Origin of the sequence: Nocardioides sp. CF8 (genome assembly GCF_000389985.1) — a bacterium.
Classification (GTDB): Bacteria; Actinomycetota; Actinomycetes; order Propionibacteriales; family Nocardioidaceae; genus Nocardioides; species Nocardioides allogilvus.
In genome coordinates, this window is record NZ_CM001852.1 from 3,286,186 (window position 1) to 3,309,599 (window position 23,414).

Consider the following 23,414-nt stretch of genomic DNA (forward strand, 5'->3'; position numbering starts at 1 on the left):
CGCCGTGCCTTCACTGTCGTCCCTCCGCAAACCCATCGTCCTGCTGGCCGCCACGGTCGGGCTGGTAGCACTCGGGGTCTCGGTCGCCCGCGTCCCCGGCGCCGCCGACGACGCGCGCCAGCAGCTCGACGTCGCGAAGATCGCCATCCAGGCCGGCGACGAGGCCGCTGCGCAGGCCGCCGTCGAGCGCGCCCGCGACCACGTCGACACGGTCCAGGTCGGCCTACAAGGACCAGTGGGGCTCGTCGGCCAGTGGATCCCGGTCGTCGGCACCAGCATCCGTGACGGCCGCCACCTCGGTGACGCCCTGGACGCGGTGACAGCGGTCGCTGAGATCGGGGCGGAGTCCTATCCCGAGATCACCGGCGACGACTCGACGTTCTTCACCGACAACCAGGTCGACCTGCCCACCCTCGAACGGCTCGTCGACCACGCGGCCGAGGCCCAGAAGGAGCTCTCCCGGGCGACGACCTCCCTGGCCGAGATCGACGGAACAGGTCCCGGCGGCTCCCGGTTGGGTACGGCGCGCGACCAGGCCCTGGCACAGGTGCAGCCGCTGCACGACGGTCTCACCGATGCGCTGCCGATGTTGGAGGAGCTGCCCGACATCCTCGGCGCCGAGGGCGAGCGCAAATATCTCGTCGCGATCCTGAACCCGGCGGAGCAACGCTATTCCGGTGGCACTCCCCTCGCCTTCGCGCCGGTGTCGGTGCGAGACGGCGCACTCGAATTCGGCGAGGCGGTCGACACCAACCAGAGCTTCATGTTCCGCGAGCTCTATTGGAAGAAGGTGCAGGGCAATCCCTTCCACCGCGGCCGCCAGCGAGTCACGGCAGCCAACTTCGCCCCCTCCTGGCCGGTGGCCGGCGAGGAGACGCTCAACGCATGGCGAGCACTGCGAGGTCGCAACGGATCGGGCCTGGTCGCCATCGACGTCGTCGCCCTCGCGGCGCTGGCCAAGGTCACCGGACCGATGGACGTGCCCGGGATCGGGTCGGTGGATTCCACGAATCTCGTCGAGACCCTCGTCGGCAGCTATGAGCGCTTCCCCTCCAACGAAGAGCGGCGGACCGCCAACCGGGCTCTCATCGACCTGTTCCGGGACAGACTCTTCGCGCCGGGACAGCTCAAGGAGAAGATCACTGCGCTCGGCAAGGCCGCGGACGGACGTCACTTCGCGGTCTACTTCCGCGACGACGACGTCCAGGCGGCCTTCGCCGGCCTCGGCCTGACCGGTGACCTGTCGGCCACCGAGCACGACTACATCGGCACGTTCTCCCAGAACGTCGTCCCCTCCAAGTCCGACTACTGGCAGCGGCGCACCGTCACCTCGACCGTTGCTCTGCGTGCCGACGGAAGTGCCAGGGTGCGCCAGGTGGTCGACATCCACAACGACACCACCCCCTACCCGCTCCCCGACGTCGACCCCCGCCAGGGCTATATCACCAGGTGGCTCCAGACCTCGGTGGCGGCGTTCCTCCCGAAGGGGGCGGATGTCCACTCGGCAAGCGCCCTCGGGGAGCCGTTCGACTTCACGGTGGGCGACTACTTCGGTCGTCCCTTCGTGCGCCGCACCATCGTCCTGCCACCCCAGGCCAGGGGCCGGGTGGTCCTCGACTACGACGTCCCCGCTGCCGCCGTCGTGGGCGATGACGGAGCACTGACCTACAAGCTGGACGTCGATCCCCACGGGCTGGTCATCCCGGAGGCCCTGGACGTCACGGTCACGTGGCCCAAGGGACACCGCCTCAGCGACCTGCCCAGCGGCTGGAAGAAGCTCGACGCCCACACCGCACAGTGGCGGGACGCAGGTCTGGTGACGTCACCGCGCTTTGCGATCACCGCTGCCCCTTAGACTCCCGCCCATGGATCGTCTTCTCGTGACCGGCGGCGCCGGCTTCATCGGCTCCAACTTCGTCCACTACCTCATGCGTGAGACCGACGCCCGCGTCACGGTGCTGGACAAGATGACCTACGCCGCCAGCAAGGAAGCCCTCGACGGGCTGCCCGAGGACCGGGTCTCCCTGGTCGTCGGTGACATCGCCGACGCCGACGTGGTCGACCCGCTGGTCGCCGAGCACGACGCGGTCGTGCACTACGCAGCCGAGTCCCACAACGACAACTCGCTCAACGACCCGTCGCCGTTCATCAAGACCAACATCCTCGGCACCTTCACCATCCTCGAGGCCGTCCGCAAGCACGAGAAGCGTCTTCACCACGTCTCCACCGACGAGGTGTACGGCGACCTGGAGCTCGACGACCCGAAGCGGTTCACCGAGGACACCCCCTACAACCCCTCGTCCCCCTACTCCGCCTCGAAGGCCGGTTCCGACCACCTCGTGCGCGCCTGGGTCCGGTCGTTCGGCGTCCAGGCGACCGTGTCGAACTGCTCGAACAACTACGGCCCGTGGCAGCACATCGAGAAGTTCATCCCGCGCCAGATCACCAACGTCATCGACGGCATCCGCCCCAAGCTCTACGGCTCGGGTGAGAACGTCCGCGACTGGATCCACGCCGACGACCACTCCTCGGCCGTGTGGACGATCCTGAACAAGGGCGCGATCGGCGAGACCTACCTCATCGGCGCCGACGGCGAGAAGAACAACCTCGAGGTCGTGCAGCTGATCCTCACCCTGATGGGCCAGCCCGCCGACGCTTTCGACCACGTCAACGACCGCGCCGGTCACGACATGCGCTACGCCATCGAGTCCGGCAAGCTGCGCCAGGAGCTCGGCTGGTCGCCGCAGTTCCAGGACTTCGAGTCCGGGCTGGCCAACACCATCGAGTGGTACCAGACGCACGAGGACTGGTGGCGCCCCGCGAAGGAAGCCGTCGAGGCCGCCTACGCCCAGAAGGGCCAGTAGCCTCTTCGCTGGTTGAGCAGCGAGGTACGAGCGTGTCGAAACCAAGGAGCTTCTAGATGTCCCTGCCCTCCCTCGAGACCACTCCCATCCCCGGCCTGGTCGTCGTCCGCCTCGACCGTCGTGACGACTCCCGCGGGTTCTTCAAGGAGAACTGGCAGCGCGAGAAGATGCTGGCGATCGGGCTGCCCGACTTCGGCCCCGTTCAGAACAACGTCTCCTTCAACTCCGACCGAGGCGTGACCCGCGGCATCCACACCGAGCCGTGGGACAAGTTCGTCTCGCTCGCGACCGGCCGGATCTTCGGCGCCTGGGTCGACATGCGCGAGGGCGAGTCGTTCGGCGCGACCTTCACGCTCGAGATGGACACCGCCGTCGCGGTCTTCGTCCCGCGCGGTGTCGGCAACAGCTACCAGGTGCTCGAGGACTCGACGGCCTACACCTATCTCGTCAACGAGCACTGGCGTCCCGGTGTCGCCTACCCCGCACTGGCGCTCGACGACCCGACCGTCGCGATCGCGTGGCCGATCCCGCTCGCCGAGGCGATCATCTCGGACAAGGACCAGAACAACCCGACGCTCGACCCGACCACCGCGATCGCGCCGAAGAAGACGCTGATCATCGGCGCGCTCGGCCAGCTCGGCCGCGCCCTGCAGGTCGACTTCCCCGGGGCCGACCTCGTCGACCTGGTCGCCGGCGACGGCGTGACCGCGCTGGACCTGACCGACGCTGCGGCGGTCGCCGCCTGGCCCTGGCACGAATACGCAGCAGTCCTCAACGCCGCCGCCTACACAGCCGTCGATGTCGCTGAGACGGCCGATGGTCGCCGTACGTCCTGGGCAGCGAACGCCACGGCGCCCGCGACCCTGGCGGGCCTGGCCGCGACGCACGGCTTCACGCTCGTGCACTACTCGTCGGAGTACGTCTTCGACGGCACCGCGGAGGAGCACACCGAGGACGAGCCGGTCTCCCCGCTCGGCGTGTACGCCCAGTCCAAGGCCGCCGGCGACATCGCCGTCGGGCTCGCGCCGCGGCACTACCTCCTGCGGACCTCGTGGGTGATCGGCGACGGCAAGAACTTCGTCCGCACCATGGCCGACCTCGCCGCCAAGGGCGTCTCGCCGTCCGTGGTCAGCGACCAGGTCGGACGCCTCACCTTCGCCGACGAGCTCTCGCGCGCGACGAAGCACCTGATCTCCTCAGGGGCGGGCTTCGGGACCTACAACGTCTCCAACGGCGGCGCAGCGATGTCCTGGGCGGAGATCGCGCGCGAGGTCTTCACCCGCTCCGGCCGCGCTGCCGAGGACGTCTCGGAGACGACGACCGCGGAGTACGCCGCCGGAGTGCTCGAGAAGGGCAGTCCCTTCGCCCCCCGCCCACTGCAGTCGGCGATGTCGCTGGCGAAGATCCGCGCCACCGGCTTCGAGCCCGAGGACGCGCTCGTCGCCCTCGACCGCTACCTCGCCGGCTAGCAGGCGCGTCGGCCACGGTCAGCGGCGCGGTTTCGAGTCCTGCCCACGGCCCGCTTCACGCTTGGACTCGACCATCACCGGCACCAGGCCGACCCGAACGCGCCTGCGCGAACCGATGTCGCTCACCGTCCCGTCAGCGGAGAAGACCTCGGTCGTCCGGTCGGGCACCACGACGCGCCGTTCTCGTCCCGACATGCTCCAGATCACTCGGCGCTCGACTCGCCGGGTGGTGAACAGGCAGGTGTAGAGGTCGTCCTTGGTGACCGTGCACCCTTCGGCCCGGGTGCCGATCAGCCACGGCTGGATCACCTCAAAGGCCTTGCCGGGGGGCGCTACCTGCTTGTCGGAGGTCAGCATGCTCGTGTTCATGTTCGGCTTCGGCGAATACCAGTAGTGCCAGTAGACCCGCTCTGTCCCGATGGCGGCATTGAGCACGTAGGTCTTGACCACGTTGGCGACCTGCTCGTCGATGCCGATCGGGACCGTCGGTCGCTTTCCATTCACGTCGTAGTTGATCTCGACGATCCAGATCGGCCCGTCGAAGCCGTGCTCGGCCGTCATGCGGCGTAGCCAATTGACGAGCCAGAGCCCCTTCTCAGGCCCATGCTTGGGGCGGGGAAACCCGCTGAAGGATGCCACGTCGACCCAGTCTGCCGCCGTCTTCCCGAAGACTCGTTCGCCCCAGAAGTCGCGGAACCAGTCCCGGCCCCACTGCTCCCGGATCGGCCCCTGCGGCGCGACCACCTTGGCCCCGGGTGCGTGCAGATGGACCTCTTGCGCGGCGACCCGTGCCAGCTTCGCCAAGCCTCGAGGAGAGCCGATGTAGTTGCCCGCCGCGTTCATCTCCGCCCACATCTGGTAGTCCACCCCTGAGCCATATCGCTGCGCCAGGGCCCGCACGAAGCCGCGATAGCCGCTGGGCTTGGGCGGGCGGAGGTGCGCCGACACGTAGTCCGGCATGCCGGGTTCATACACGGCATAGAAGTCCGGCGTGCTGAAGAGCGTGAACAGCGGCCTGGAACCGTGCTGACGCGCCATCTCGACCCTGGCATCGAGCTCCGACCAGTCGAATTGACCAGGAGATGACTCCACCTTGGACCAGCGGACGATCAGGCGCATCGTGGGCGTGGACACCAACGGTGCCGCAGGAGCCGTGAACTGGACCAAGTCCATCCCGAAGAGCTCCGGTTTCACCCGCTCAGCGTGTGCCGACGGGGCCAACGAGACGACCAGGGCTGCAGTGAGTGCGCCGACGAAGGCGCGAGAGACCGCGCGCGGCAAGAGAGCTTTCATTGACACGGAGCGTACAACGCTGATGCCGGAGGCTGTCTCGACATCGCGGTGACTCTCAGGCAGGGGAGTCGCTGCGTCCGTAGTCGTCCTCGAGCCGGCAGATGTCGTCCTCACCGGTGTAGGCGCCGCGCTGGACCTCGATGATCACCAGCTCCTCGTCGTGCACGTTGGTGATCCGGTGCGCATCGCCCTGGGCGATGTCGACGGAGTGACCGGCCTCGGCGACGACCGTCTCGCCGTTGACGACACAGGTCGCCGTACCGGAGATGACGACCCAGTGCTCGGAACGGTGCTCATGGGTCTGGTAGGACAGGCGTTGCCCGGTCGAGACGTGGATCCGCTTGACCTTGTAGCCGTCACCTTCGTCGATGACGTGCCACGAGCCCCACGGTCGATCTTCCGAGTACATCGACATCCACAAAACCCCGTCTACCTCGCTTGATGACGGGCACACCTTAACGGCTGGCGGCGCACGTAAGGTTAACGGTGTGACCGTCTACGCCCTCGAGGGCTACACCTCGCTGCTGGTGCTCCTCGTCATGCTCGGCGTCAAGGGCTTCGCCTTCATCAACGCCGTGCTCTACCCCACCGAGGCCTACCCCGCGTCCAGTCGCGGCACCAAGGCCGCCTGGACGATCGGTCTCGGTCTCGGCCTGGTCGCGCAGATACTGATCCCCACGCCGCTGACCCTGATCAACCTGGCCTTCACGATCGCCGCGTTCGTCTACCTCGCGGACACACGTCCGGCTCTCGCGGAGGTCACCCAGCGACACTGACCCGCAGATGCACGAAGCCCCCGGCATGACGCCGAGGGCTTCGTCAGGATCCTGGGATGGAGGATCCAGGGAGTCAGAACAGCGTCAGCTGTCCGTCGTCTTCTCTTCAGTCGCCCAGCTTCTCGGCGGCGTCGGAGACGGCCTTGACCGCGGTGCTGGCGGTCTTCTTGGCGGAGGTGACCGTGGCCTTGGCGGACGACTTGGTCGCCGCAGCCTTCTTGGCGGCCGGCTTCGCGGCGGTCTTGGTCGTGGTGGCGGTCTTCTTCGCGGCGGTCTTCGCCTGCGTGGTGGACGTGCCGGTGGCCTTCTTGGCCTGCGTGGTGGTGGTCTTGGCCTTCGACACGGTGGTCTTGGCGGACGTCACGGTCGCCTTGGTGGACTCCTGGCGACGGATGCGGCCGACGAGCGACTCGCCGCGCTTGACCAGGTCGGTGTAGGTGTCGGTGGCGACGGTGACGTTGTCGTCGACGAGGGTCTGGACCTTGGCGGGGTAGGCCTTGGCCTCGGTCTGCAGCTCGGCGACGCGGGCCTCGATCGCCTTGCGGCGAGCCTTGGCGTCGGTGGTGAGGGCGTCGACACGGGCGTTGACGACCGTCACGGCCTGCTCGCGCAGCGCCTTCGGGTTGGCGACCTTCGTCTGCACGTCGGCGACGCGAGCGGTGACGTCCTTCTGAACGCCCACGAGGCGGGTCTGGGTCTCCGACACGAAGTCGCGAACGACCTCGACGGCGAGGTCGGTGACGCCGACGCCCGCGAGGAGCGGCTTGGTGGCCTCGGTCTTGATGTCGAACTTGGTCTTCGCCATGTCATTTCTCCATGTGTTGGGTTGCTTCGGGATCCTGCCCCGCGTTGAGCGCGAGGAAGGAGGAATAGACATCCAGCAGGGACTGCTTCTGGCGCTCCGTGAGACCCGCATCCGCGAGGATGGCGAGCTCGACCGTCGCACCGACGTGCTCGGCGGGGCTGACGATGCCGGCCCGGACGTAGAGCTGTTCGGCGGAGATGCGCAGCGCCTTGGCGATCTGCTGGAGAACTTCTGCCGAGGGCCGGCGCAGACCGCGTTCGATCTGGCTCAGGTAGGGGTTGCTGACGCCGACCTGCTCGCTGAGCTGCCGCAGGGACAACCGCGACGCGAGTCGCTGCTCCCTGAGGAAACCCCCGAGTGACTCGACGACGGTCTTCCCGTCCTTGCCCTTGGCCATGTCACCATCTTGCTAACGATAGTTAGCAAAATGCAAACAGAGCAGCGGTGATCGCGCTCACATCACCCATTCCAGGCGGGTATGCGTGCTAGCAGACGAGTCACCACCGGGCGCATCGTAGGCTCCGCACCATGTCCCCATCGGTGCGTCGCGTCCTGAGTCTGGCGCTGATCGCGTACGCCACCGTTCTGGTGATCGTCCTGCTCAACCCTTCCCCTGCCATCGGGTCGGAGCTCGTCTCGCGCGTGGCAGCGCTGGGCACGCGTCTGCACTTCCCAGCACAGTTCGTGGTGTCCGCTCGGGTCGAGTTCGGACTCAACGTGCTGGCCTTCATGCCACTGTCGCTGCTCGGGTCACTGCTGCGCCCGACCGTGTCCGTGAGCGCGTGGATCGCGGCCGGGTTCGTCGGCTCGATGCTCGTCGAGCTCATCCAGACGGCTCAGCCGGACCGCTCAGCCACCCATTCCGACGTGGTCGCCAACACCCTCGGCGCAGCACTCGGCGCGCTGGCCGCGTGGGTCGTCCTGCGCGCGCGGCGTCAGTAGCAGGCGCGGATCTCGCCGACCGGCTTCCCGCCACCCAGCAGGGTCAGCTCCCCGGTCTTGCGTACGGCGACGCCATCCACCCCGTCGAGGTCGACAACGCCCGAGCGCTCCAGCGCCGCCGCCATCAGCACCGGCCGAACCCGAGGCGCTCCGTCGTCGGTCTTCAGCGCGAACGCCCGCCCGTCGGTCAGCGCCACGACGTAGCAGGACTCGGCGCCGGCCTTGCCGATGGAGCCGGGGATGGCGGTGAGCAGCGCGAGCTCGTCGCGCGTGGTCCCGGAGACGAAGGCCGGGTGCGCGCGGATGGCCTCGGCGATCTGACGCTCAGGACCCGCGTCGGCGACGGCCAGCGCGCGGAAGGCGCGAGCGAGGCTGATCAGCGACGTCGAGAGCAGGGGGGCTCCGCAGCCGTCGACGGCCACGATGTCGATCGGCTCGCCCGTGAGCTCGGCGAAGGTGTCCGCGATCGCGACCTGCAGTGGGTGCTTCGGTTCGAGGTAGTCGTCGATCGACCAGCCGTTGAGCACACAGGTGGCGAGCATCGCGGCGTGCTTGCCCGAGCAGTTCATCTGGAGGGACGTCTTGGCGCCGCCGTCGCGGATCACCGCGTCCCGGGCTGTGTCGTCGAGCGGGTAGTCGAGCGGGGTCTGCAAGGCGGACTCGTCGAGTTCGGCGCCGGCCAGGATGCGGCGTACTCCCTCGAGGTGGAAGGGCTCCCCGGAGTGCGACGCGCACGCGAGCGCGAGCAGCTCGGAAGGCAGGTCGAGGCCGGCTCGCACCATGGCGAGCGCCTGGATCGGCTTGTTGCAGGACCTCGGCAGGATCGGCGCGTCGACCATGCCGACGGCCCACTCGACCTCGCCGGCGGCGTCGAGCGCCACGACCGATCCGTAGTGGTGGCCCTCCACGAAGCCCGAACGCACGATCTCTGCAACGACGACTGGTGCTGACATGCCTGCAGGCTAGTGCCCGCGGACTGGCAGGATTGCAGCCGTGTCGACACCCCAGCCCAGCCCTCAGCACTGCCCCACGCCCCGCGAGCTCGATGACCTCCAGCTCCTCACGACCGGCGCACTGGCTCCGCTCACCGCGTTCAACGAACCCGGCAGCGTGGTCACCGTGGACCTGCCCGCCGAGATCGCCGCCGCCGAGTCCGTCGAGCTCGTCGATCCCGAGGGCCTGCCGCTGGCGACCCTGTCGCCCGCGACCGGGGCCGTGACCGCGCTGACGCACGCACAGTTCGGACCCTTCCGCCGGCTCCACCTGTCCCCCGCCGAGGTGCGCGAGCAGCACGCCGGTCGCACGGTGGTGCCGGTGACCGATGCCCTCACCGAGGCCGAGCTCGACGAGCTCCGCGCCCTCGGTCCGGTGCTGCTGCTCGCCTTCGCCGGTCACGGCACCTCCCGCCTGTCCTCGGTCGCCCTCGTCCGCGCCACGCTCGCGGCCTGTGACCTCCTCGACGATGCAGCCGTCGTCGTGGTCCCGCTCGCCGCCCACGGTGACCCCGAGGCCGATCACGACCTCGGGGTGCAGGTCGCAGCGACGTACGCCGCGGGCGACCCGGTCCACGCCCTGGCCGACACCGACGGGCCCTACCCCGAGACCATCGCCGCGATCGTCGAGCGCGACCTGCCTGCACCCGAGGACCAAGGACTGGTGCTGTTCTTCACCGGCCTGTCCGGCAGCGGCAAGTCCACGCTCGCCCAGGCGCTGATGGACCGCGTGCTGGAGCAGGGGCACCGCACCGTCACGAGCCTCGACGGCGACGTCGTGCGCCGCAACCTCAGCGCCGGCCTGACGTTCAGCAAGGCCGACCGCGAGACGAACATCCGCCGCATCGGCTGGGTGGCGGCCGAGATCTCGCGCCATGGCGGGCTCGCCGTGTGCAGCCCGATCGCGCCCTTCGACGAGACCCGCAAGCAGGTGCGGGCGATGGTCGAGGAGGCCGGCGGCGCCTTCTTCCTCGTGCACGTCGCCACGCCGCTGGAGGAGTGCGAGCGCCGCGACCGCAAGGGGCTCTACGCCAAGGCCCGCCGCGGTGAGATCCCGGAGTTCACGGGCATCTCCTCGCCGTACGAGGAGCCCGAGGACGCCGCTGTGCGCGTCGACACCACCGGGCGGACGATCGAGGCCGCGCTGGACGACGTGATCGAGGCGCTGGCGGAGTCCGGCCACCTCGACCTCCGCACCGCCCCGGTGGTCGAGCAGGAAGGGGCGAGGTGAGGTCGGCGGCCGGCCGGCGGCGTGGGAATTCGGCTGCCGTGGCGGCAGCGTGCACAATCTCGACTATGTTGAGCGTGATTGTTCCCGTACGTCCCGAGGAGGACTGATGGCTGACCTTCTCACCATCACCGCACTGTCGATCCTGGCGGCCGGATTCTTCGTCGGCATCGTCGTCGGGCTGACCGGGATGGGCGGCGGCGCGCTGATGACGCCCGCGCTGATCTTCCTCGGCGTCGGTGAGGCCGCGACCGTCGTCACGGCCGACCTGACCGCCGCAGCGGTCTACAAGACCGGCGGCGCGATCGTGCACAAGCGCGAGGGCTCGCCCAACATGCAGCTCGCCAAGTGGCTGATCATCGGCTCGGTGCCGATGGCGCTGCTCGGGCCCCACCTCGTCAGCTGGTTCGCCGACCCCGCGGATCTCGACGCGACCCTCAAGCTCTGCATCGGCTTCGCGCTGCTCTTCGCCGCCGCGACCTATGCGCTGCGGCTCTACATCAACCTCAAGCGTGTCCGCGGCGACGGCGTGCAGGCGGAGGAGAACCCCGCCATCCGTCCGATCCCGACGCTGCTCGTCGGGGCCCTCGGCGGGCTCCTGGTCGGCATCACCAGCGTCGGGTCCGGCTCGGTGATCATGATCGCGCTGCTGATGCTCTACCCCGGCCTCAGCGCCGTGAAGCTCGTCGGCACCGACCTCGTGCAGGCCGTGCCGCTGGTCATGGCCGCCGCCATCTCCAACATCGCCCTGCACGGTCTCGACTGGGGCGTGCTCATCCCGCTCGTCATCGGCTCGGTCCCCGGCACCCTCCTCGGCGCCAAGATCGCGCCCAGGGTCCCCCAGTCGATCATCCGCCGCGGCATCGTCGTGGTGCTGACCATGAGCGGCGTCGCGCTGCTCGACAAGGCCGGCTGGGCCCCGCTCGGTGCCGGTGAGGACGAGACCCACCCGATGCTCATCGCGGGAGTCGGCCTCTTCGTCGTCGTCGTGCTGCCGATCGTGTGGGGCTTCATCCGCAAGTCGCAGGGGTTGCCGATGTTCGGCTCCCCCACCATCGCGCAGCTCGAGGACCCCAACTACAAACCGGGGCTCGTCGGGATGAAGCGCACCGGCGACTAGGGCCACGTCTTCACAGCACCCGCCGTCTCGTGCGGCGTGGCGCTCTCGCCGTACGGCGTGTTGCGGCCCTGCGCCTCGAGAAGCGGCCCTCTGTGGAGAACCGTTCGCGCCTCCGCCGCCCGTTGGCGAGACTCGCGGCATGGACCCCGTGGCCGCACTCACCCGCCTGGGTGGCATCGCGTCCACGCGTGAGGTGATCGGCCTGACCACGCGCAAGCGTCTGCGGCGCGCGGTTTCCACCGGCCGGGTCGTGCACGTGTCGCGTTCGCGCTACGCCTTGCCCTCCCAGGACGAGGCGCAGGCCGTGGCAGTCGCGATCGACGGCCACCTCCGGCTGCTCTCCGCGGCGGCACACTGGGGGTGGAAGGTGAAGTGGTCGGCACAGTGGCCACACATCCAGGTGGCGGCGACGCCGTCCGAGACGATCGACGCGTCCCTGACCGTCGGGGCCCTCCCACGCGCCGACCTCGACGGGTGGGCGACCTCCCGGGTCCGCACCGTGCTGGACTGCGCGGCCGAGCTGCCCTTCGACGAGGCCCTGTCGGTGGCGGACTCGGCCCTGCGCAGCGGGGAGGTGACGCGCGAGGAGCTCGAGGCCGCCCTGACGGCAGCCGCCCCTGCGGCTGCACGGCGCGTGGTGGCGCATTCGACCCACCTCGCCGCCAACCCGTTCGAGTCGGTGCTCCGCGCGATCCTGATCGAGGCGGGCATCGCCGTGGTGCCCCAATGGGCGACCACCATCAACGGGGTCACCTACCACCCTGACCTCGCCGACCCCTTCAACGGCATCGCCATCGAGGCGGACTCGTTCGCGCACCATGGCGAGAAGGACGCCCACGACCAGGACTGCCTGCGCTACAACGCTCTGGTCACCGGCGGATGGATCGTGCTGCGCTTCACGTGGGACCAGGTGATGTTCAAGCCCGCTGAGGTCGTGGCCACCGTCCGCGCAGCCCTCGCCCTGCCCCGCGCCGCCTGACGGGGCCACTTCCTGGCGCCGCCGGGCGTTGCCTGCGGCGTGTCCTCTCGCCGTACGGCGCGTTGCGGGCCATTCGCCAGAAAACGGGCCCTTCCTCAGCTCAGCCCGAGCAACGAGCGGCACTCGGCGGGGGTCATCGGGGTCCGCTGCGCCAGCTCCCCCAGCGCGACGGCCCGTGACACGAGCTGGGCGTTGGACTCGACGGGCACGCCGCGGCTGATGGTGAGGACGTCCTCCATCCCCACGCGCAGGTGCCCGCCCATGGACAGCGACGCCATGGCGACCGACAGCGTCGAGCGCCCGATCCCGGTGGCCGCCCACGACGTCACCTCGGGAGGCAGTGCCGCGACGGCGGCGACCAGCGCGGGCGCCGTACCAGGCATGCCGCCCGGCACGCCCATCACGAAGTCGACGTGCGCCTTGCCGCCGGCCGGCACCCCGAACTCGCGGAACAGCCGTCCCAGCGCGTGCACCTGCCCGAGGTCGAAGAGCTCGAACTCGGGCGCGATCCCCCGTGAGAGGGCGAGCTGGTAGAGCTCCTTGACGAACGGCCACGGGTTGAGGAACACGTCGTCGCCGAAGTTGGTGGTGCCCATCGTCAGGCTGCAGCTGTCGGGCTCGGCGTCGAGCACCTTGAGCCGCTCCTCGATCGGGTCGTGGACCGAGCCGCCGGTCGAGAGCTGGACGACGAGCGAGGACGACGCGCGCACCGCCGCGACCCACTCGCGCAGCAGCGCCTGGTCGAGGGTCGGCGCGTGCGACGCGTCGCGCACGTGGATGTGGATCATGGCGGCACCTGCCGCCTCACAGTCGGCGGCAGTCTGGGCGAGCTCCTCGGGGGTGGTGGGGAGCTGCGGGCAGTCGGCCTTGGTGGTCTCGGCGCCGGTGGGCGCCACGGTGATCAGCAGTGGAGCGGACATGAGCGGCATCCTTGCACCATGCGTGCAGTCATCCAGCGGGTCCTGAGTGCCAGCGTGTCCGTCGACGGCGAGGTCGTCGGCGCGATCACCGACCCCGGCCTCCTCGTCTACCTCGGCATCACCCACACCGACGGGCCGCGCGACGTCGAATGGATGGCGCGCAAGGTCCGCGACGTCCCCATCCTGCGCGACGAGCAGTCCGCCGGCGACGTCGGCGCGCCCGTCCTGGTCGTCAGCCAGTTCACGTTGTACGGCGATGCGCGCAAGGGTCGCAGGCCCACGTGGATCGCCGCCGCTCCGCGCGAGATCAGCGAGCCGACGTACGCCGCTGTGTGCGCCGAGCTCGAGCGGCTGGGCACCCCCGTGGCCCGCGGGGTGTTCGGGGCCGACATGCAGGTGAGCTCGGTCAACGACGGCCCGATCACCGTGATCCTCGACTCCCCGGGGCCCGCCAGCGACGCGTGATGCGACGTTCCCCGCGGGCATCGCTACGATGTGGGCTGCTGTCCCCCAGAGAGGCCCCTCGTCTGTCATGACCACCACCCACGCCGACTACCAGCTGAGTCAGCTCGACCAGCTTGAGGCAGAGTCGATCCACATCTTCCGTGAGGTCGCCGCCGAGTTCGAGAAGCCGGTCCTCATGTTCTCCGGTGGCAAGGACTCCATCGTCATGCTCCGGCTGGCGGAGAAGGCCTTCTACCCCGCCAAGCTGCCCTTCCCGCTGCTCCAGGTCGACACCGGCCTGGACTTCGACGAGGTGCTCTCGACCCGCGACAACTGGGTCGACCGCCTCGGCGCGCGGATCCACATCGCCAGCGTCGACGACGCGATCGCCAACGGCGTCGTGATCGACGACGGCAAGACCTCGCGCAACCGTCACCAGATCGGCACCCTGCTCAACGCCATCGAGGAGAACGGCTTCACCGCCGCCTTCGGTGGTGGCCGTCGTGACGAGGAGAAGGCCCGCGCCAAGGAGCGCGTCTACTCCCACCGCGACGAGTTCGGCCAGTGGGACCCGAAGATGCAGCGCCCCGAGCTGTGGAGCCTCTACAACGGTCGCATCCACGCCGGCGAGCACATGCGGATCTTCCCGCTGTCCAACTGGACCGAGCTGGACATCTGGCACTACATCGACCGCGAGCAGATCGAGATCCCCTCGATCTACTTCGCCCACGAGCGCCAGGTCATCCTGCGCGACGGCATGTGGCTCTCGCTCTCCGACGCCGTGCAGCCCGTCGGCAACGAGAAGGTCGAGACCAAGATGGTCCGTTTCCGCACCGTCGGCGACAAGTCCCAGACCGGTTGCGTCGAGTCGACCGCATCCACCACTGCCGAGATCATCGACGAGATCGCGATCGCCCGGGTCACCGAGCGCGGCGCGACCCGTGGCGACGACCGGTTCTCCGAGGCGGCCATGGAAGACCGCAAGAAGGAAGGCTACTTCTGATGGGCACCCCCCAGACCTCCTCTGACCACGGTCAGATGGACCTCCTCCGCTTCGCCACCGCCGGCTCCGTCGACGACGGCAAGTCCACCCTCATCGGTCGCCTGCTGCTCGACTCCAAGTCGATCTTTGAGGACCAGCTCGAGGCCGTCGAGGCCTCCTCGGTGTCCAAGGGCTACGACTACACCGACCTGGCACTGCTGACCGACGGTCTGCGCTCCGAGCGCGAGCAGGGCATCACCATCGACGTGGCCTACCGCTACTTCGCGACGCCCAGCCGCAAGTTCATCATCGCCGACACCCCGGGCCACATCCAGTACACCCGCAACATGGTCACCGGTGCCTCCACCGCCGACCTGGGCCTCGTGCTGGTCGACGCCCGCCAGGGCCTGACCGAGCAGTCGCGACGTCACGCCGTGCTCCTCTCGCTGCTGCGGGTCCCGCACCTCGTGCTGGCCGTGAACAAGATGGACCTCGTCGACTGGTCCGAAGAGGTCTACGACAAGATCCACAAGGAGTTCACGACCTTCGCCACGAAGCTGAACATCCCCGACCTCGAGGTCATCCCGATCTCGGCGCTGCAGGGTGACAACGTCGTGACGCGCAGCGAGAACACCCCGTGGTACTCCGGCCCGACGCTGATGCACCACCTCGAGAACGTGCACGTGGCCTCCGACCGTGACCTCGTCGACGTCCGCTTCCCCGTGCAGTTCGTGGTGCGGCCCAAGTCCGACGAGTTCCACGACTACCGCGGCTACGCCGGCCAGGTCGCCGGTGGCGTCCTCAAGCCCGGCGACGAGGTCGTCGTGCTGCCCAGCGGCATGACATCCAAGATCCAGGGCATCGATCTCTTCGACCAGGAGGTCGCCGAGGCGTTCCCGCCGATGTCGGTGACCGTCCGCCTCGCGGACGACGTCGACGTCTCGCGCGGCGACATGATCGCTCGCGTCAACAACGCTCCGAAGCCCAGCCAGGACATCGACGCGATGGTCTGCTGGATGACCAACGAGCCGCTCAAGCCTCGGCAGAAGCTCCAGATCAAGCACACGACGCGTACGGCGCGCGCCATGGTCAAGGACATCCAGTACCGCCTTGACGTGAACAGCCTGCACCGCGACCAGGACACCAAGGAGCTCGGTCTCAACGAGATCGGCCGCATCCAGCTGCGCACCACCGTCCCGCTGCTGTGCGACCCCTACTCGAAGAACCGCACCACCGGGTCCTTCATCCTGATCGACGAGGCGACCGGCGTCACCGTCGGCGCCGGCATGATCAACGCCGGCAGTTGACTCCGGCTCCACGTGGCACCATCAGGGGCTGGTTCCATTTTGCGCTCCTTGGCGCGGGGCCTGAAGGACTTTTTCCTTCGCGCCCCGCGCCGATGACGGGGCGATAGGATTCCCCCGTGAACAGTGGCGAAGCATCGTTCTCCACGGCGGTCTCGACGTTTACGTCGTGGCCCTCCGCGACAAGGCACAACAGACGCGAGACAGCTGCGTGAATCTATCCACCCGCGATTGGGCCATGACCGCGGCATCCACAAAAGCCCTTCGCAGGGGCCGCCGATTGCTTGTGGCTATGAGCGGCCCCCGCGTCATGCCCACGCTTGTGGCGCTACTCGCCGCAGGATTAGCGCTGTCAGCACTTTCGCAGGCCGACACCCCACCAGCCGTGAAGTCCGCGCTCGTCGCAAGCACCTTGGTACTCGCCGCCGGGCTTGCTCTGTCGGTGCGCGTGCTGATCACATCAGGCGATGCGTTCGCATCACGTGTATTTCCTCTCGCCTACACGTGCGCGTGCCTTCTGGGGCCAGCGATCTACGCAGCCACCGGCGGATTCGGCCCATACTTCCTCAAGCCCTCGCAATTGACTGTGACGAGTGTCGCTGCATTGACCATCTTTGTCGCGTCCCTAGCCGCGGGCCTGTGGGTCCCGGTCCCTGGTCGGGCAAAAAAGACATCCCCACCACATCGTCAGGTAGTTGGCACGAGGTTGCCGTTCGCAACTAGACAGACTTTGTTTCGCATCGCCCTCGCCCTGCTGCTCGTGGCCGCGGCTCTGCGCCTTGCGCACCTCGTTATGTTTGGTCCTGGATCCTTCAACACATTCAATGGATTTGGAGCGACGTGGCAAATCACTGCGTTCCGCTACGCAAGCCTGCTGCCACTACCTGCAGTCATGCTCCTGTTGATTGCCGTCCGACGGCCACTTGCGACATTGGTGCCACCCAGCGCCCTAGCCCTGCTCGGAATTTGGGGTATCACATCGCTCATAATTGGGACCCGCGATGAACTTCTCGCGCCCACGATCGTGCTCCTCTGGGCATACCATCACCGCATCAAAAGAATCCCTATTGGCAAACTCGCGGCCGTTGCATGCGCTGGCTTTCTCGCCTTAGCGATCGTTGGCCTCTTGCGGACAGGGACCGCAATGAATCCCATCTCGGCGATACTACGCCCTGTTGCATCTGCGACCAATACAAGCACGCTCGCCGTTAATGCAATCCCTTCCCAGTCCCAGCATCTATACGGGGAAACATATCTTGTCGCCATGATGCACGCACTTCCCGTAGTTCCAATCGACCTGGATGACCATCCAACCGCAACACATCGATTTCCCGATGTGATCAACCACACCGCTCAATCTGGACTTGGCTTCTCGCCCGTCGCCGAGGCTTGGTGGAACTTTGGGTGGCTGGGACTAGTAACAATTCCCCTTTTGTTCGCGTTCATGCTGCGAATGGCAGAAATGAAGGCTCATGCGTGGCCCGTGCAGGCGACCTGCCTTGCATACCCACTCATTATTTCCCGGATCCCTGTCATGCTTCGGGGAGATTTCCTGCAACAGTACAAGGGCATCTTGGTGCCTCTTCTGGCCGTTGGTCTCGTTGTTTTCGTGACCTCTTGGGCTTCATATCGGCGCAGCGGGCAGACAGGGTCGCGATCCGCAAAGGGTCGATCCTCCACCTAGAGCCGGTAAGTTCGAGCCACTCGTGGCAGTCTCACCGACATGCGGAGCGAGTCGATCTGGCCAGGCTCCGCAAGGAGGTTGCCGAGCTGAAGTTGAACCGGGCGTTCTTGAAAAAAGCGTCACTCTTCTTCGCCCAGGGAGCCTCGGATACGAACGTGAAGCGTTCGAAACTGATGCACGTGGAGAAGAACAACTTCGCCGTCGTCCGGATGGCACGACTGCTGGGGGTGTCGAGGTCGGGGCACTACGCCTGGACCACGCGAGGCGGTGCGGATCTAGAAGAAGGTCGCCTGGGTACACGGCGATTCCGACGAGGTCTCCGGTACGCCTCGGCGTCCTGGCCGACCTCCGCTAGGACGGCGAGATCATCTCGCGCAGCAAGACGATACGTTGCCTCGGGCTGCGTGGTGTCTGTCCGAAGCGATGGAAGACAACGACCGTGACCGACAGCAAGGACACCTAACCGCCCGATGCGGTGAAGCGGCAGTGGGACACCGGGGTCCATCAACGCTGTCTGGATCGGCGACATCACTTTGAAAACGAGGATGGATTCATGCCGAGGGACACCACCCTGGGAAAGCCGACGTCACGTCGGCCCTCAGCTCGCAACTCCCCGAATCTCCGACCATCGGCCGCGGCGCACAGCCCTCAGCGCCATGCCGTTTGCAACGACAGCACTCAGCACAATTCCCCAGACAGCACCGTGGAGTCCAAACACCAGTGCCCCAGTCCACGGAAGAACCACTGAAGGAAGAGTCGTCCACACACGGAGTCGAAGAGCCGCCCCGACTCGATCGCTTGCACGAAGCGCGATCGGCACGCCAGTAAACGGACCGCGGAGCATCGAATGGAGCGCCAAAGGCAAAATGAGCAGTGACGCGGTCTCCCAGGTGCTGCCCAACAATTCTCGCCCAAGAGATTCGGGCAGGGCGAGTAGTAGGGCGCCGTTGAACACCGAGACGACGAAAAGCACGGCCGACCACGACCACAGGAAGCGGTGGACGTCACCAGACGCATCCTGTTGTCTGCGGGCTGCAAGCGTTGCGATCGGCGTAAGCCCCGCGACCAAGACATTGATGCCTCCCATCAGTGTGAACCCACCGCGGAGTGCACCAGCGGCGGCGAGCCCCGCGCTGGCCGCAACCAGAACCGGCAGCGCTTGAGTCACAGCGCTGGCCAAGGCGCTGTCGGCAAGCAGTTTCACCCCATCGGCTCGGGTCTCGCGCCAAAAGGATGCGATGGCGTCCCGGCGTGGGACGAAATGGCTTCGGATGGAAAGCCACAGGACAGCAGGTAATGCCGAGATCGCCCACACAACGGTGGCGATGCCCATGGAGTTCGCACCGACGAGAGTGAGTGCCACGAAGGCAGCGCATTGGAGCGCCACCCACGAGACGTCGAGCGCGGCAGGGATTGAGGGGCGTGAACCCGCGAACCCGAAGTGTCGCAGCACATCTTGGGCAAGGAGCAACGGCATGCACAGTGCGAAGGGAATGAGCGCGCCACGGAGATCCACGGCGGCCCACCCGAGGGCGCCGACCACGACGCTCATAGCCAACCCCAGGCAGAGCGCTAGGCCGACGGCGCCCGAGGAAGCCTTCCGCAGCGCCTCCGGAGATTCGTGACGCCCGAGGAGCAAAGGGGTGCAGCTCAAAGACCGCACGACGGCTAGCGCCATCATGTAGGCGGCATAACCGATCGACCAGGCGCCGAATTCGGTTGGGGTCACCTGCCGAGCGACAAAGACAGCAAGCAGGAGATTGCCGCCAGAGTTGGCCGCTTGGCTCATCAACGAGTAGACGGCGCTACCTCCGCGCCTTCCTCTGGGCGGCTGTTCGGTGCGGTTCGCCTCCGTCACGAGCGCAGCCGGTCGTAAAGGTCGGTGCATTGGCGGAGAATTCGCAACTCGCGACGCGAAAGTGCCAGGGTCTCCACGCCTGAGCGCGACGATGACGGTCGAGCGAGAGTGTGGGCTGCCCCTCCGGCGTACACCTCGTTCGCCTGGTCCAACATCGCGCTGACGGCGGCTTCGCTAACGTCGTCCTTGACGAATGGCGCGAAGTTAGTGCCGGCGAACTGGTTGAACTCGATCAGCACCGCTCCGAAGTCACGGATGACGTCGGCAAAGTCAGCCACGAATATCGATTCGCGGTGGACCTCCAGCCTGCGGTGGAACCTCCTATAGTGCCGGAGCGCGGAAGAAAGTTTGAGTCCAGGAACGTATTGGGTGAAGCTTGAGGCGCAGGCGAGCGGCTCCCGCACGAGCAGCATCGCAGGGACTCCCAGCGTGACGGCTGAAGCGAGAGCGGTTGCGGAGTGGCAGTGCCCAGCCAAGAGCGCCGTGGGGTTGCTTTGCTTGAACGCGTAGAAGGCATAGGAGTTCGCAGAGCGCGGGAAGCCGTCCAGGTACAGATCGGAATCTGCTGACGGCAATAGCGGCCGCATCGTTGCCCTCCTCGCCAGATACCGCGTACCGATCGGGCCGTCGACGAGCCGACGGTTGATGGCGAGCCGCAGCACCGCGCGAGCTGGCCAACGCACCATCCTCATGCCTCTGAAGCGACGATCGCCGCCTCGATTTCGGTTGCCCGAGCCCGCATCTCGGCTGTCCAGTCATCTTGCGACAGCAACCCGCCGGTGCCATTGGCGATGCCGATGAGCAGCGTCGGATTCAGCATCTGGTCCACGACCAGGTCACCCCTGTTTCCCAGCAGTCCACCAGCAACGATCTCGACGCCACGAAACTCTCGACGCCCCGCGATCTGGGCAAAAAAGGGATTGGGAATGACGGGGAGGGGGTCTCCCGCGGAGCGGACATCGACTCGGCTGCATATATGGCCTGCGGCGATGGCCGCCTCGATGAAGGACGGAGAAAGGTTGTTGATCCCGACGTCAAGGCACAGCGCCGCGGGAGCAAGCTTTCCCAACCATTCGGGGGTAATCACGTGCTCGGCTGTCACGGCGGATACAAGCACATGAACCGCACCAGTCGGCACCTCGCCTGCAACCGGAAACTGCGTGAATGCCGGCAGCACAGTGTTGATGACGTCGATAAGTCGTTCGGTCTTGGCCATGTCGCGGCCGACCAAGAAGACCGCGCATCCTGACTCCGCCAGCCGAAGAGCGAACTTGAAGCCAAGGTTGCCCGAGCCGTTGATCGCGACCCGCACACCAGTCAGGTCAGGTCCGAAATGCTCAACCAAGACCGCCACCAGTGCATCCACGGTGATGTCGTTTGGCTTGATCGCGAAACGCTCACCGAGCCGTACGACGGCGGCGGCGGTCTCCATGAGATGCAGGTCCTGTTTCCGCTCCACATCGAGATAGAACCGTCGCCCTGCACGGTCAAGCGTGCGCAGGACTTCCTCAGCTTGGGCGTCGGTCTCGACTTGGATCGCGGCAATGCGCCGCTCTCGGTCAATCCGATCAGGCAGGCGTGTTGGCCCACGACCGTGCTGGCGAGCTGTCGACAGGATCATCACGTCGTCGTAGCGATCTGAGACTCCGTTGACAGCTGCACTGACCCGAGTCATCAACGGCTTGCCCTCGAACTCAGCCCGCGGAGTGCCTGCGCCAGACGGTTGCCCCAATCAACGCGCTGCTGCTCGCGAAACTCACTGCTACTGAGCGGGTGTACGACGTCCACGCCCCCCAAGACTCCCAACAACTTGGCCGCCAGTTCCTCGGGTCGATCGTGCGAGAAGTAGTCCGGTCCGCGAGTCCCGTCCGGGACGATGTCAGGGTGACCCGGGATGTCGCTCGCCAAGACGTTCGACTGCACCGCGAGAGCCTCAAGGACTGACATGGGCGACGTCTCGACGTACGACGGCAGCACGGCTGCATCCGCGAAACGAAGCCAGGCAAGGACCTGGGGCCTGGTCACCTTTTCAGAGTGCAGGTGGACACCGCCAACCTCACTCGCAAGTTCTTGGATTCGGGCGACGTAATGCGGCTGGCCACCGCCGACCACGTGCAGGGTTGTCGTCCCGCCCTCAGCGCGGTATCGGGCGTAGGCGCGAATCAAGAAGTCCACGCCGCGATAGCTGTTCAGAGATCCGACACTCACGAAATACGGCTCAGGCGTCGGTCGCGCCAGTTCCCGACTCGCTACCTCGGCGGAGTCGAAACCCTCGTCGAGTGGATTCGGCAGGATCCCGCTCCAGACATTGCCTCGTTCCGGAATTGAGCGGCCAGCACGGATGACCCCGACCGCACGGCGCATCGCGAGTTCTGAGAAGGCACGCATGGTCGCCATTTTCATGTGCTCACGCGGTCCGATCTTGGGCCCGGCCCATGCCCACGCGTTCTGCGGAATGAGAATGAACGGTCCTCGCTGCCCGCGGGGCGGAAAATTGCGATTAACGATGGCTATGTCGCCTCCGTCGAAGCGGATTTCGGGGTGCCGTTCGGCAGCGTGTCGGAAGTTGTCCAGGACAGCTTTGCCGCCACCAGACCAACTTCCTCCCGTCGGCACGAAAAAGGTCGTCACGATTGAATCCCCCGAATCCCGGCCCACTGATGATGCCTCGTGGCAGTCGACAGAATGAAGCGCACGGTGCGCGCGCTCGTGTCGGTGATCTCGTAGCCCGCAGGGATCGTGGACGAAATGACGCCGTCGGCCATCGCGACCGCGACCGCTCGAACCACGTCGACTGCGTTCAGGCCCGTCATCATGATCGATCCCGAGTCGAGAGCCTCCGGTCGCTCGATCGAGTCACGCAGCGTGATCGCCGGGAACCCCAGGATCGACGACTCTTCTGAGATCGTGCCCGAGTCTGACAGCGCGCAGGCGGCCTCGAGCTGGAGCTTGTTGTAGTCGTGAAACCCGAAGGGCTCCATCCAACGGATATCGGCGCTGCCCAGGTCGGCACCGAGTGACTCGAGCCGTTTGCGGGTCCGGGGGTGCGTCGACACGATGACGGGCAACTGCCACTTCGCGTGGACGGCAAGCAAGCAATCGAGGAGTATGCGCAGCCGGGCAGGTGAGTCGACGTTCTCCTCGCGGTGCGCGGACACCAGGAAGTAGCCCTGCGGGGTCAAGTCGAGACGATCGAGCACGTCGCTGGCGTCGATCTGCGGACGGTAGTGCTCGAGCACCTCCCGCATCGGAGACCCCGTCACCAACACCCTGCGTGGGTGCAGGCCCTCCGCCAGGAGGTTGCGACGGGCGTGCTCTGTGTAGGCCAGGTTGAAGTCCGCGACGTGGTCGACGAGACGTCGGTTGGTCTCCTCCGGGACGTTCTCGTCGAAGCAACGGTTGCCGGCCTCCATGTGATAGGTCGGGATCCGCATCCGCTTGGCCATCACGGTGGCAAGGCATGAGTTTGTGTCGCCGAGCACGAGAACCGCATCCGGCTTCTCCGCCAGGATCACCTGCTCCGTCCCGATCAGCACCCCGCCGAGGACGGCGCCGAGAGTGCTCGTGTCGACTCCCAGGTAGTGGTCCGGAGCTCGAAGACCCAGGTCGTCGAAGAACACCTGGTTGAGGTTGTGGTCGTAGTTCTGCCCGGTGTGCACGACCACGTGCTCGATTCCTTCGGTCTGGTCGAGCCGATCCATCACTCGAGCCAGTCGAATGATCTCGGGTCGGGTTCCGACGATCGTCATGACCT

Annotated in this window: 23 protein-coding genes; 12 read left to right on the plus strand and 11 right to left on the minus strand. The window is 66.8% G+C overall.

Annotation, left to right across the window (positions count from 1 at the left end; genetic code table 11):
- The first annotated feature begins 4 nt into the window (after positions 1 to 4).
- Genes CF8_RS16030 through CF8_RS16040 form a run of 3 tightly spaced genes read left to right on the plus strand, consistent with a single transcriptional unit; the run spans position 5 to position 4,333 of the window.
- Positions 5 to 1,855 (plus strand): DUF4012 domain-containing protein, encoded by a 1,851-nt coding sequence (locus CF8_RS16030; RefSeq protein WP_156887247.1) that lies wholly within the window; start codon positions 5 to 7, stop codon positions 1,853 to 1,855.
- Between the two features lie 10 nt (positions 1,856 to 1,865).
- Entirely contained in the window at positions 1,866 to 2,864 is a 999-nt protein-coding gene (gene rfbB, locus CF8_RS16035; protein ID WP_010834156.1) for a dTDP-glucose 4,6-dehydratase, read from the plus strand.
- 56 nt (positions 2,865 to 2,920) lie between these two features.
- Positions 2,921 to 4,333, plus strand: a complete 1,413-nt coding sequence (locus CF8_RS16040; RefSeq protein ID WP_010834157.1) for a sugar nucleotide-binding protein — start codon at positions 2,921 to 2,923, stop codon at positions 4,331 to 4,333.
- Positions 4,334 to 4,351: 18 nt separating this feature from the next.
- Here CF8_RS16040 and CF8_RS16045 read toward each other — a convergent pair whose 3' ends face one another.
- Positions 4,352 to 5,527: a hypothetical protein gene (locus CF8_RS16045; RefSeq protein ID WP_156887248.1), complete on the minus strand. Its 1,176-nt coding sequence runs from the start codon at positions 5,525 to 5,527 to the stop codon at positions 4,352 to 4,354.
- A gap of 154 nt (positions 5,528 to 5,681) precedes the next feature.
- Positions 5,682 to 6,035, minus strand: coding sequence for a phosphomannose isomerase type II C-terminal cupin domain (locus tag CF8_RS16050; RefSeq protein ID WP_232211525.1), 354 nt, complete (start codon positions 6,033 to 6,035; stop codon positions 5,682 to 5,684).
- 79 nt (positions 6,036 to 6,114) lie between these two features.
- Here CF8_RS16050 and CF8_RS16055 point away from each other — a divergent pair, with 79 nt between their 5' ends.
- Positions 6,115 to 6,402 (plus strand): DUF2516 family protein, encoded by a 288-nt coding sequence (locus CF8_RS16055; protein ID WP_010834160.1) that lies wholly within the window; start codon positions 6,115 to 6,117, stop codon positions 6,400 to 6,402.
- 106 nt (positions 6,403 to 6,508) lie between these two features.
- Here the strand turns inward: CF8_RS16055 and CF8_RS16060 are convergent, their stop codons facing one another.
- Positions 6,509 to 7,207, minus strand: coding sequence for a hypothetical protein (locus tag CF8_RS16060; protein ID WP_010834161.1), 699 nt, complete (start codon positions 7,205 to 7,207; stop codon positions 6,509 to 6,511).
- A gap of 1 nt (position 7,208) precedes the next feature.
- Complete coding sequence (locus tag CF8_RS16065) at positions 7,209 to 7,604, minus strand: helix-turn-helix domain-containing protein (protein WP_010834162.1); 396 nt, start codon at positions 7,602 to 7,604, stop codon at positions 7,209 to 7,211.
- A gap of 131 nt (positions 7,605 to 7,735) precedes the next feature.
- Here CF8_RS16065 and CF8_RS16070 point away from each other — a divergent pair, with 131 nt between their 5' ends.
- Positions 7,736 to 8,149 (plus strand): VanZ family protein, encoded by a 414-nt coding sequence (locus tag CF8_RS16070; RefSeq protein WP_010834163.1) that lies wholly within the window; start codon positions 7,736 to 7,738, stop codon positions 8,147 to 8,149.
- Here the strand turns inward: CF8_RS16070 and CF8_RS16075 are convergent.
- A complete protein-coding gene (locus CF8_RS16075; RefSeq protein ID WP_010834164.1) occupies positions 8,143 to 9,102 on the minus strand; it encodes an asparaginase in 960 nt (319 codons plus the stop codon). The two genes, CF8_RS16070 and CF8_RS16075, sit on opposite strands and share 7 nt — an antisense overlap.
- A gap of 40 nt (positions 9,103 to 9,142) precedes the next feature.
- Here CF8_RS16075 and cysC point away from each other — a divergent pair, with 40 nt between their 5' ends.
- The 3 genes from cysC (at position 9,143) to CF8_RS16090 (ending at position 12,468) form a co-directional block, all read left to right on the plus strand.
- Positions 9,143 to 10,372, plus strand: a complete 1,230-nt coding sequence (gene cysC, locus CF8_RS16080; protein ID WP_010834165.1) for an adenylyl-sulfate kinase — start codon at positions 9,143 to 9,145, stop codon at positions 10,370 to 10,372.
- A 106-nt stretch (positions 10,373 to 10,478) separates the two neighbouring features.
- Complete coding sequence (locus CF8_RS16085; RefSeq protein ID WP_010834166.1) at positions 10,479 to 11,489, plus strand: sulfite exporter TauE/SafE family protein; 1,011 nt, start codon at positions 10,479 to 10,481, stop codon at positions 11,487 to 11,489.
- A 139-nt stretch (positions 11,490 to 11,628) separates the two neighbouring features.
- A complete protein-coding gene (locus tag CF8_RS16090; RefSeq protein WP_010834167.1) occupies positions 11,629 to 12,468 on the plus strand; it encodes a DUF559 domain-containing protein in 840 nt (279 codons plus the stop codon).
- A gap of 95 nt (positions 12,469 to 12,563) precedes the next feature.
- Here CF8_RS16090 and CF8_RS16095 read toward each other — a convergent pair whose 3' ends face one another.
- Positions 12,564 to 13,388: a 3-keto-5-aminohexanoate cleavage protein gene (locus CF8_RS16095; protein ID WP_051204242.1), complete on the minus strand. Its 825-nt coding sequence runs from the start codon at positions 13,386 to 13,388 to the stop codon at positions 12,564 to 12,566.
- Positions 13,389 to 13,406: 18 nt separating this feature from the next.
- Between CF8_RS16095 and dtd the strand changes: the two genes are divergently transcribed.
- From dtd to CF8_RS21610, 4 genes are all read left to right on the plus strand, one after another.
- The gene (dtd, locus tag CF8_RS16100) at positions 13,407 to 13,853 is read left to right on the plus strand and encodes a D-aminoacyl-tRNA deacylase (protein WP_010834169.1); all 447 of its coding nucleotides are present in this window, start codon (positions 13,407 to 13,409) and stop codon (positions 13,851 to 13,853) included.
- Positions 13,854 to 13,920: 67 nt separating this feature from the next.
- The gene (gene cysD, locus CF8_RS16105) at positions 13,921 to 14,835 is read left to right on the plus strand and encodes a sulfate adenylyltransferase subunit CysD (protein ID WP_010834170.1); all 915 of its coding nucleotides are present in this window, start codon (positions 13,921 to 13,923) and stop codon (positions 14,833 to 14,835) included.
- Positions 14,835 to 16,121, plus strand: a complete 1,287-nt coding sequence (locus CF8_RS16110) for a sulfate adenylyltransferase subunit 1 (protein WP_010834171.1) — start codon at positions 14,835 to 14,837, stop codon at positions 16,119 to 16,121. Before cysD ends, CF8_RS16110 begins: the two co-directional genes overlap by 1 nt.
- Before the next feature lie 289 nt (positions 16,122 to 16,410).
- Positions 16,411 to 17,802, plus strand: coding sequence for an O-antigen polymerase (locus tag CF8_RS21610; RefSeq protein WP_198016867.1), 1,392 nt, complete (start codon positions 16,411 to 16,413; stop codon positions 17,800 to 17,802).
- A 598-nt stretch (positions 17,803 to 18,400) separates the two neighbouring features.
- On the opposite strand, the gene CF8_RS16115 is transcribed toward CF8_RS21610, so the two are convergent.
- The 5 genes from CF8_RS16115 to wecB all read right to left on the minus strand — a co-directional run bounded on the left by CF8_RS16115 (position 18,401) and on the right by wecB (position 23,409).
- On the minus strand, positions 18,401 to 19,591 hold the full coding sequence (locus CF8_RS16115) for a hypothetical protein (protein WP_036491253.1): 1,191 nt from the start codon (positions 19,589 to 19,591) through the stop codon (positions 18,401 to 18,403).
- 65 nt (positions 19,592 to 19,656) lie between these two features.
- Positions 19,657 to 20,352, minus strand: a complete 696-nt coding sequence (locus tag CF8_RS16120) for a hypothetical protein (RefSeq protein ID WP_156887250.1) — start codon at positions 20,350 to 20,352, stop codon at positions 19,657 to 19,659.
- Complete coding sequence (locus tag CF8_RS16125) at positions 20,349 to 21,281, minus strand: hypothetical protein (RefSeq protein WP_156887251.1); 933 nt, start codon at positions 21,279 to 21,281, stop codon at positions 20,349 to 20,351. The genes CF8_RS16120 and CF8_RS16125 overlap by 4 nt, the downstream gene beginning before the upstream one ends.
- A 53-nt stretch (positions 21,282 to 21,334) precedes the next feature.
- Positions 21,335 to 22,291: a glycosyltransferase family 4 protein gene (locus CF8_RS16135; protein WP_156887252.1), complete on the minus strand. Its 957-nt coding sequence runs from the start codon at positions 22,289 to 22,291 to the stop codon at positions 21,335 to 21,337.
- Positions 22,288 to 23,409, minus strand: a complete 1,122-nt coding sequence (wecB, locus tag CF8_RS16140; RefSeq protein ID WP_036493394.1) for a non-hydrolyzing UDP-N-acetylglucosamine 2-epimerase — start codon at positions 23,407 to 23,409, stop codon at positions 22,288 to 22,290. The genes CF8_RS16135 and wecB overlap by 4 nt, the downstream gene beginning before the upstream one ends.
- Positions 23,410 to 23,414: the final 5 nt, after the last annotated feature.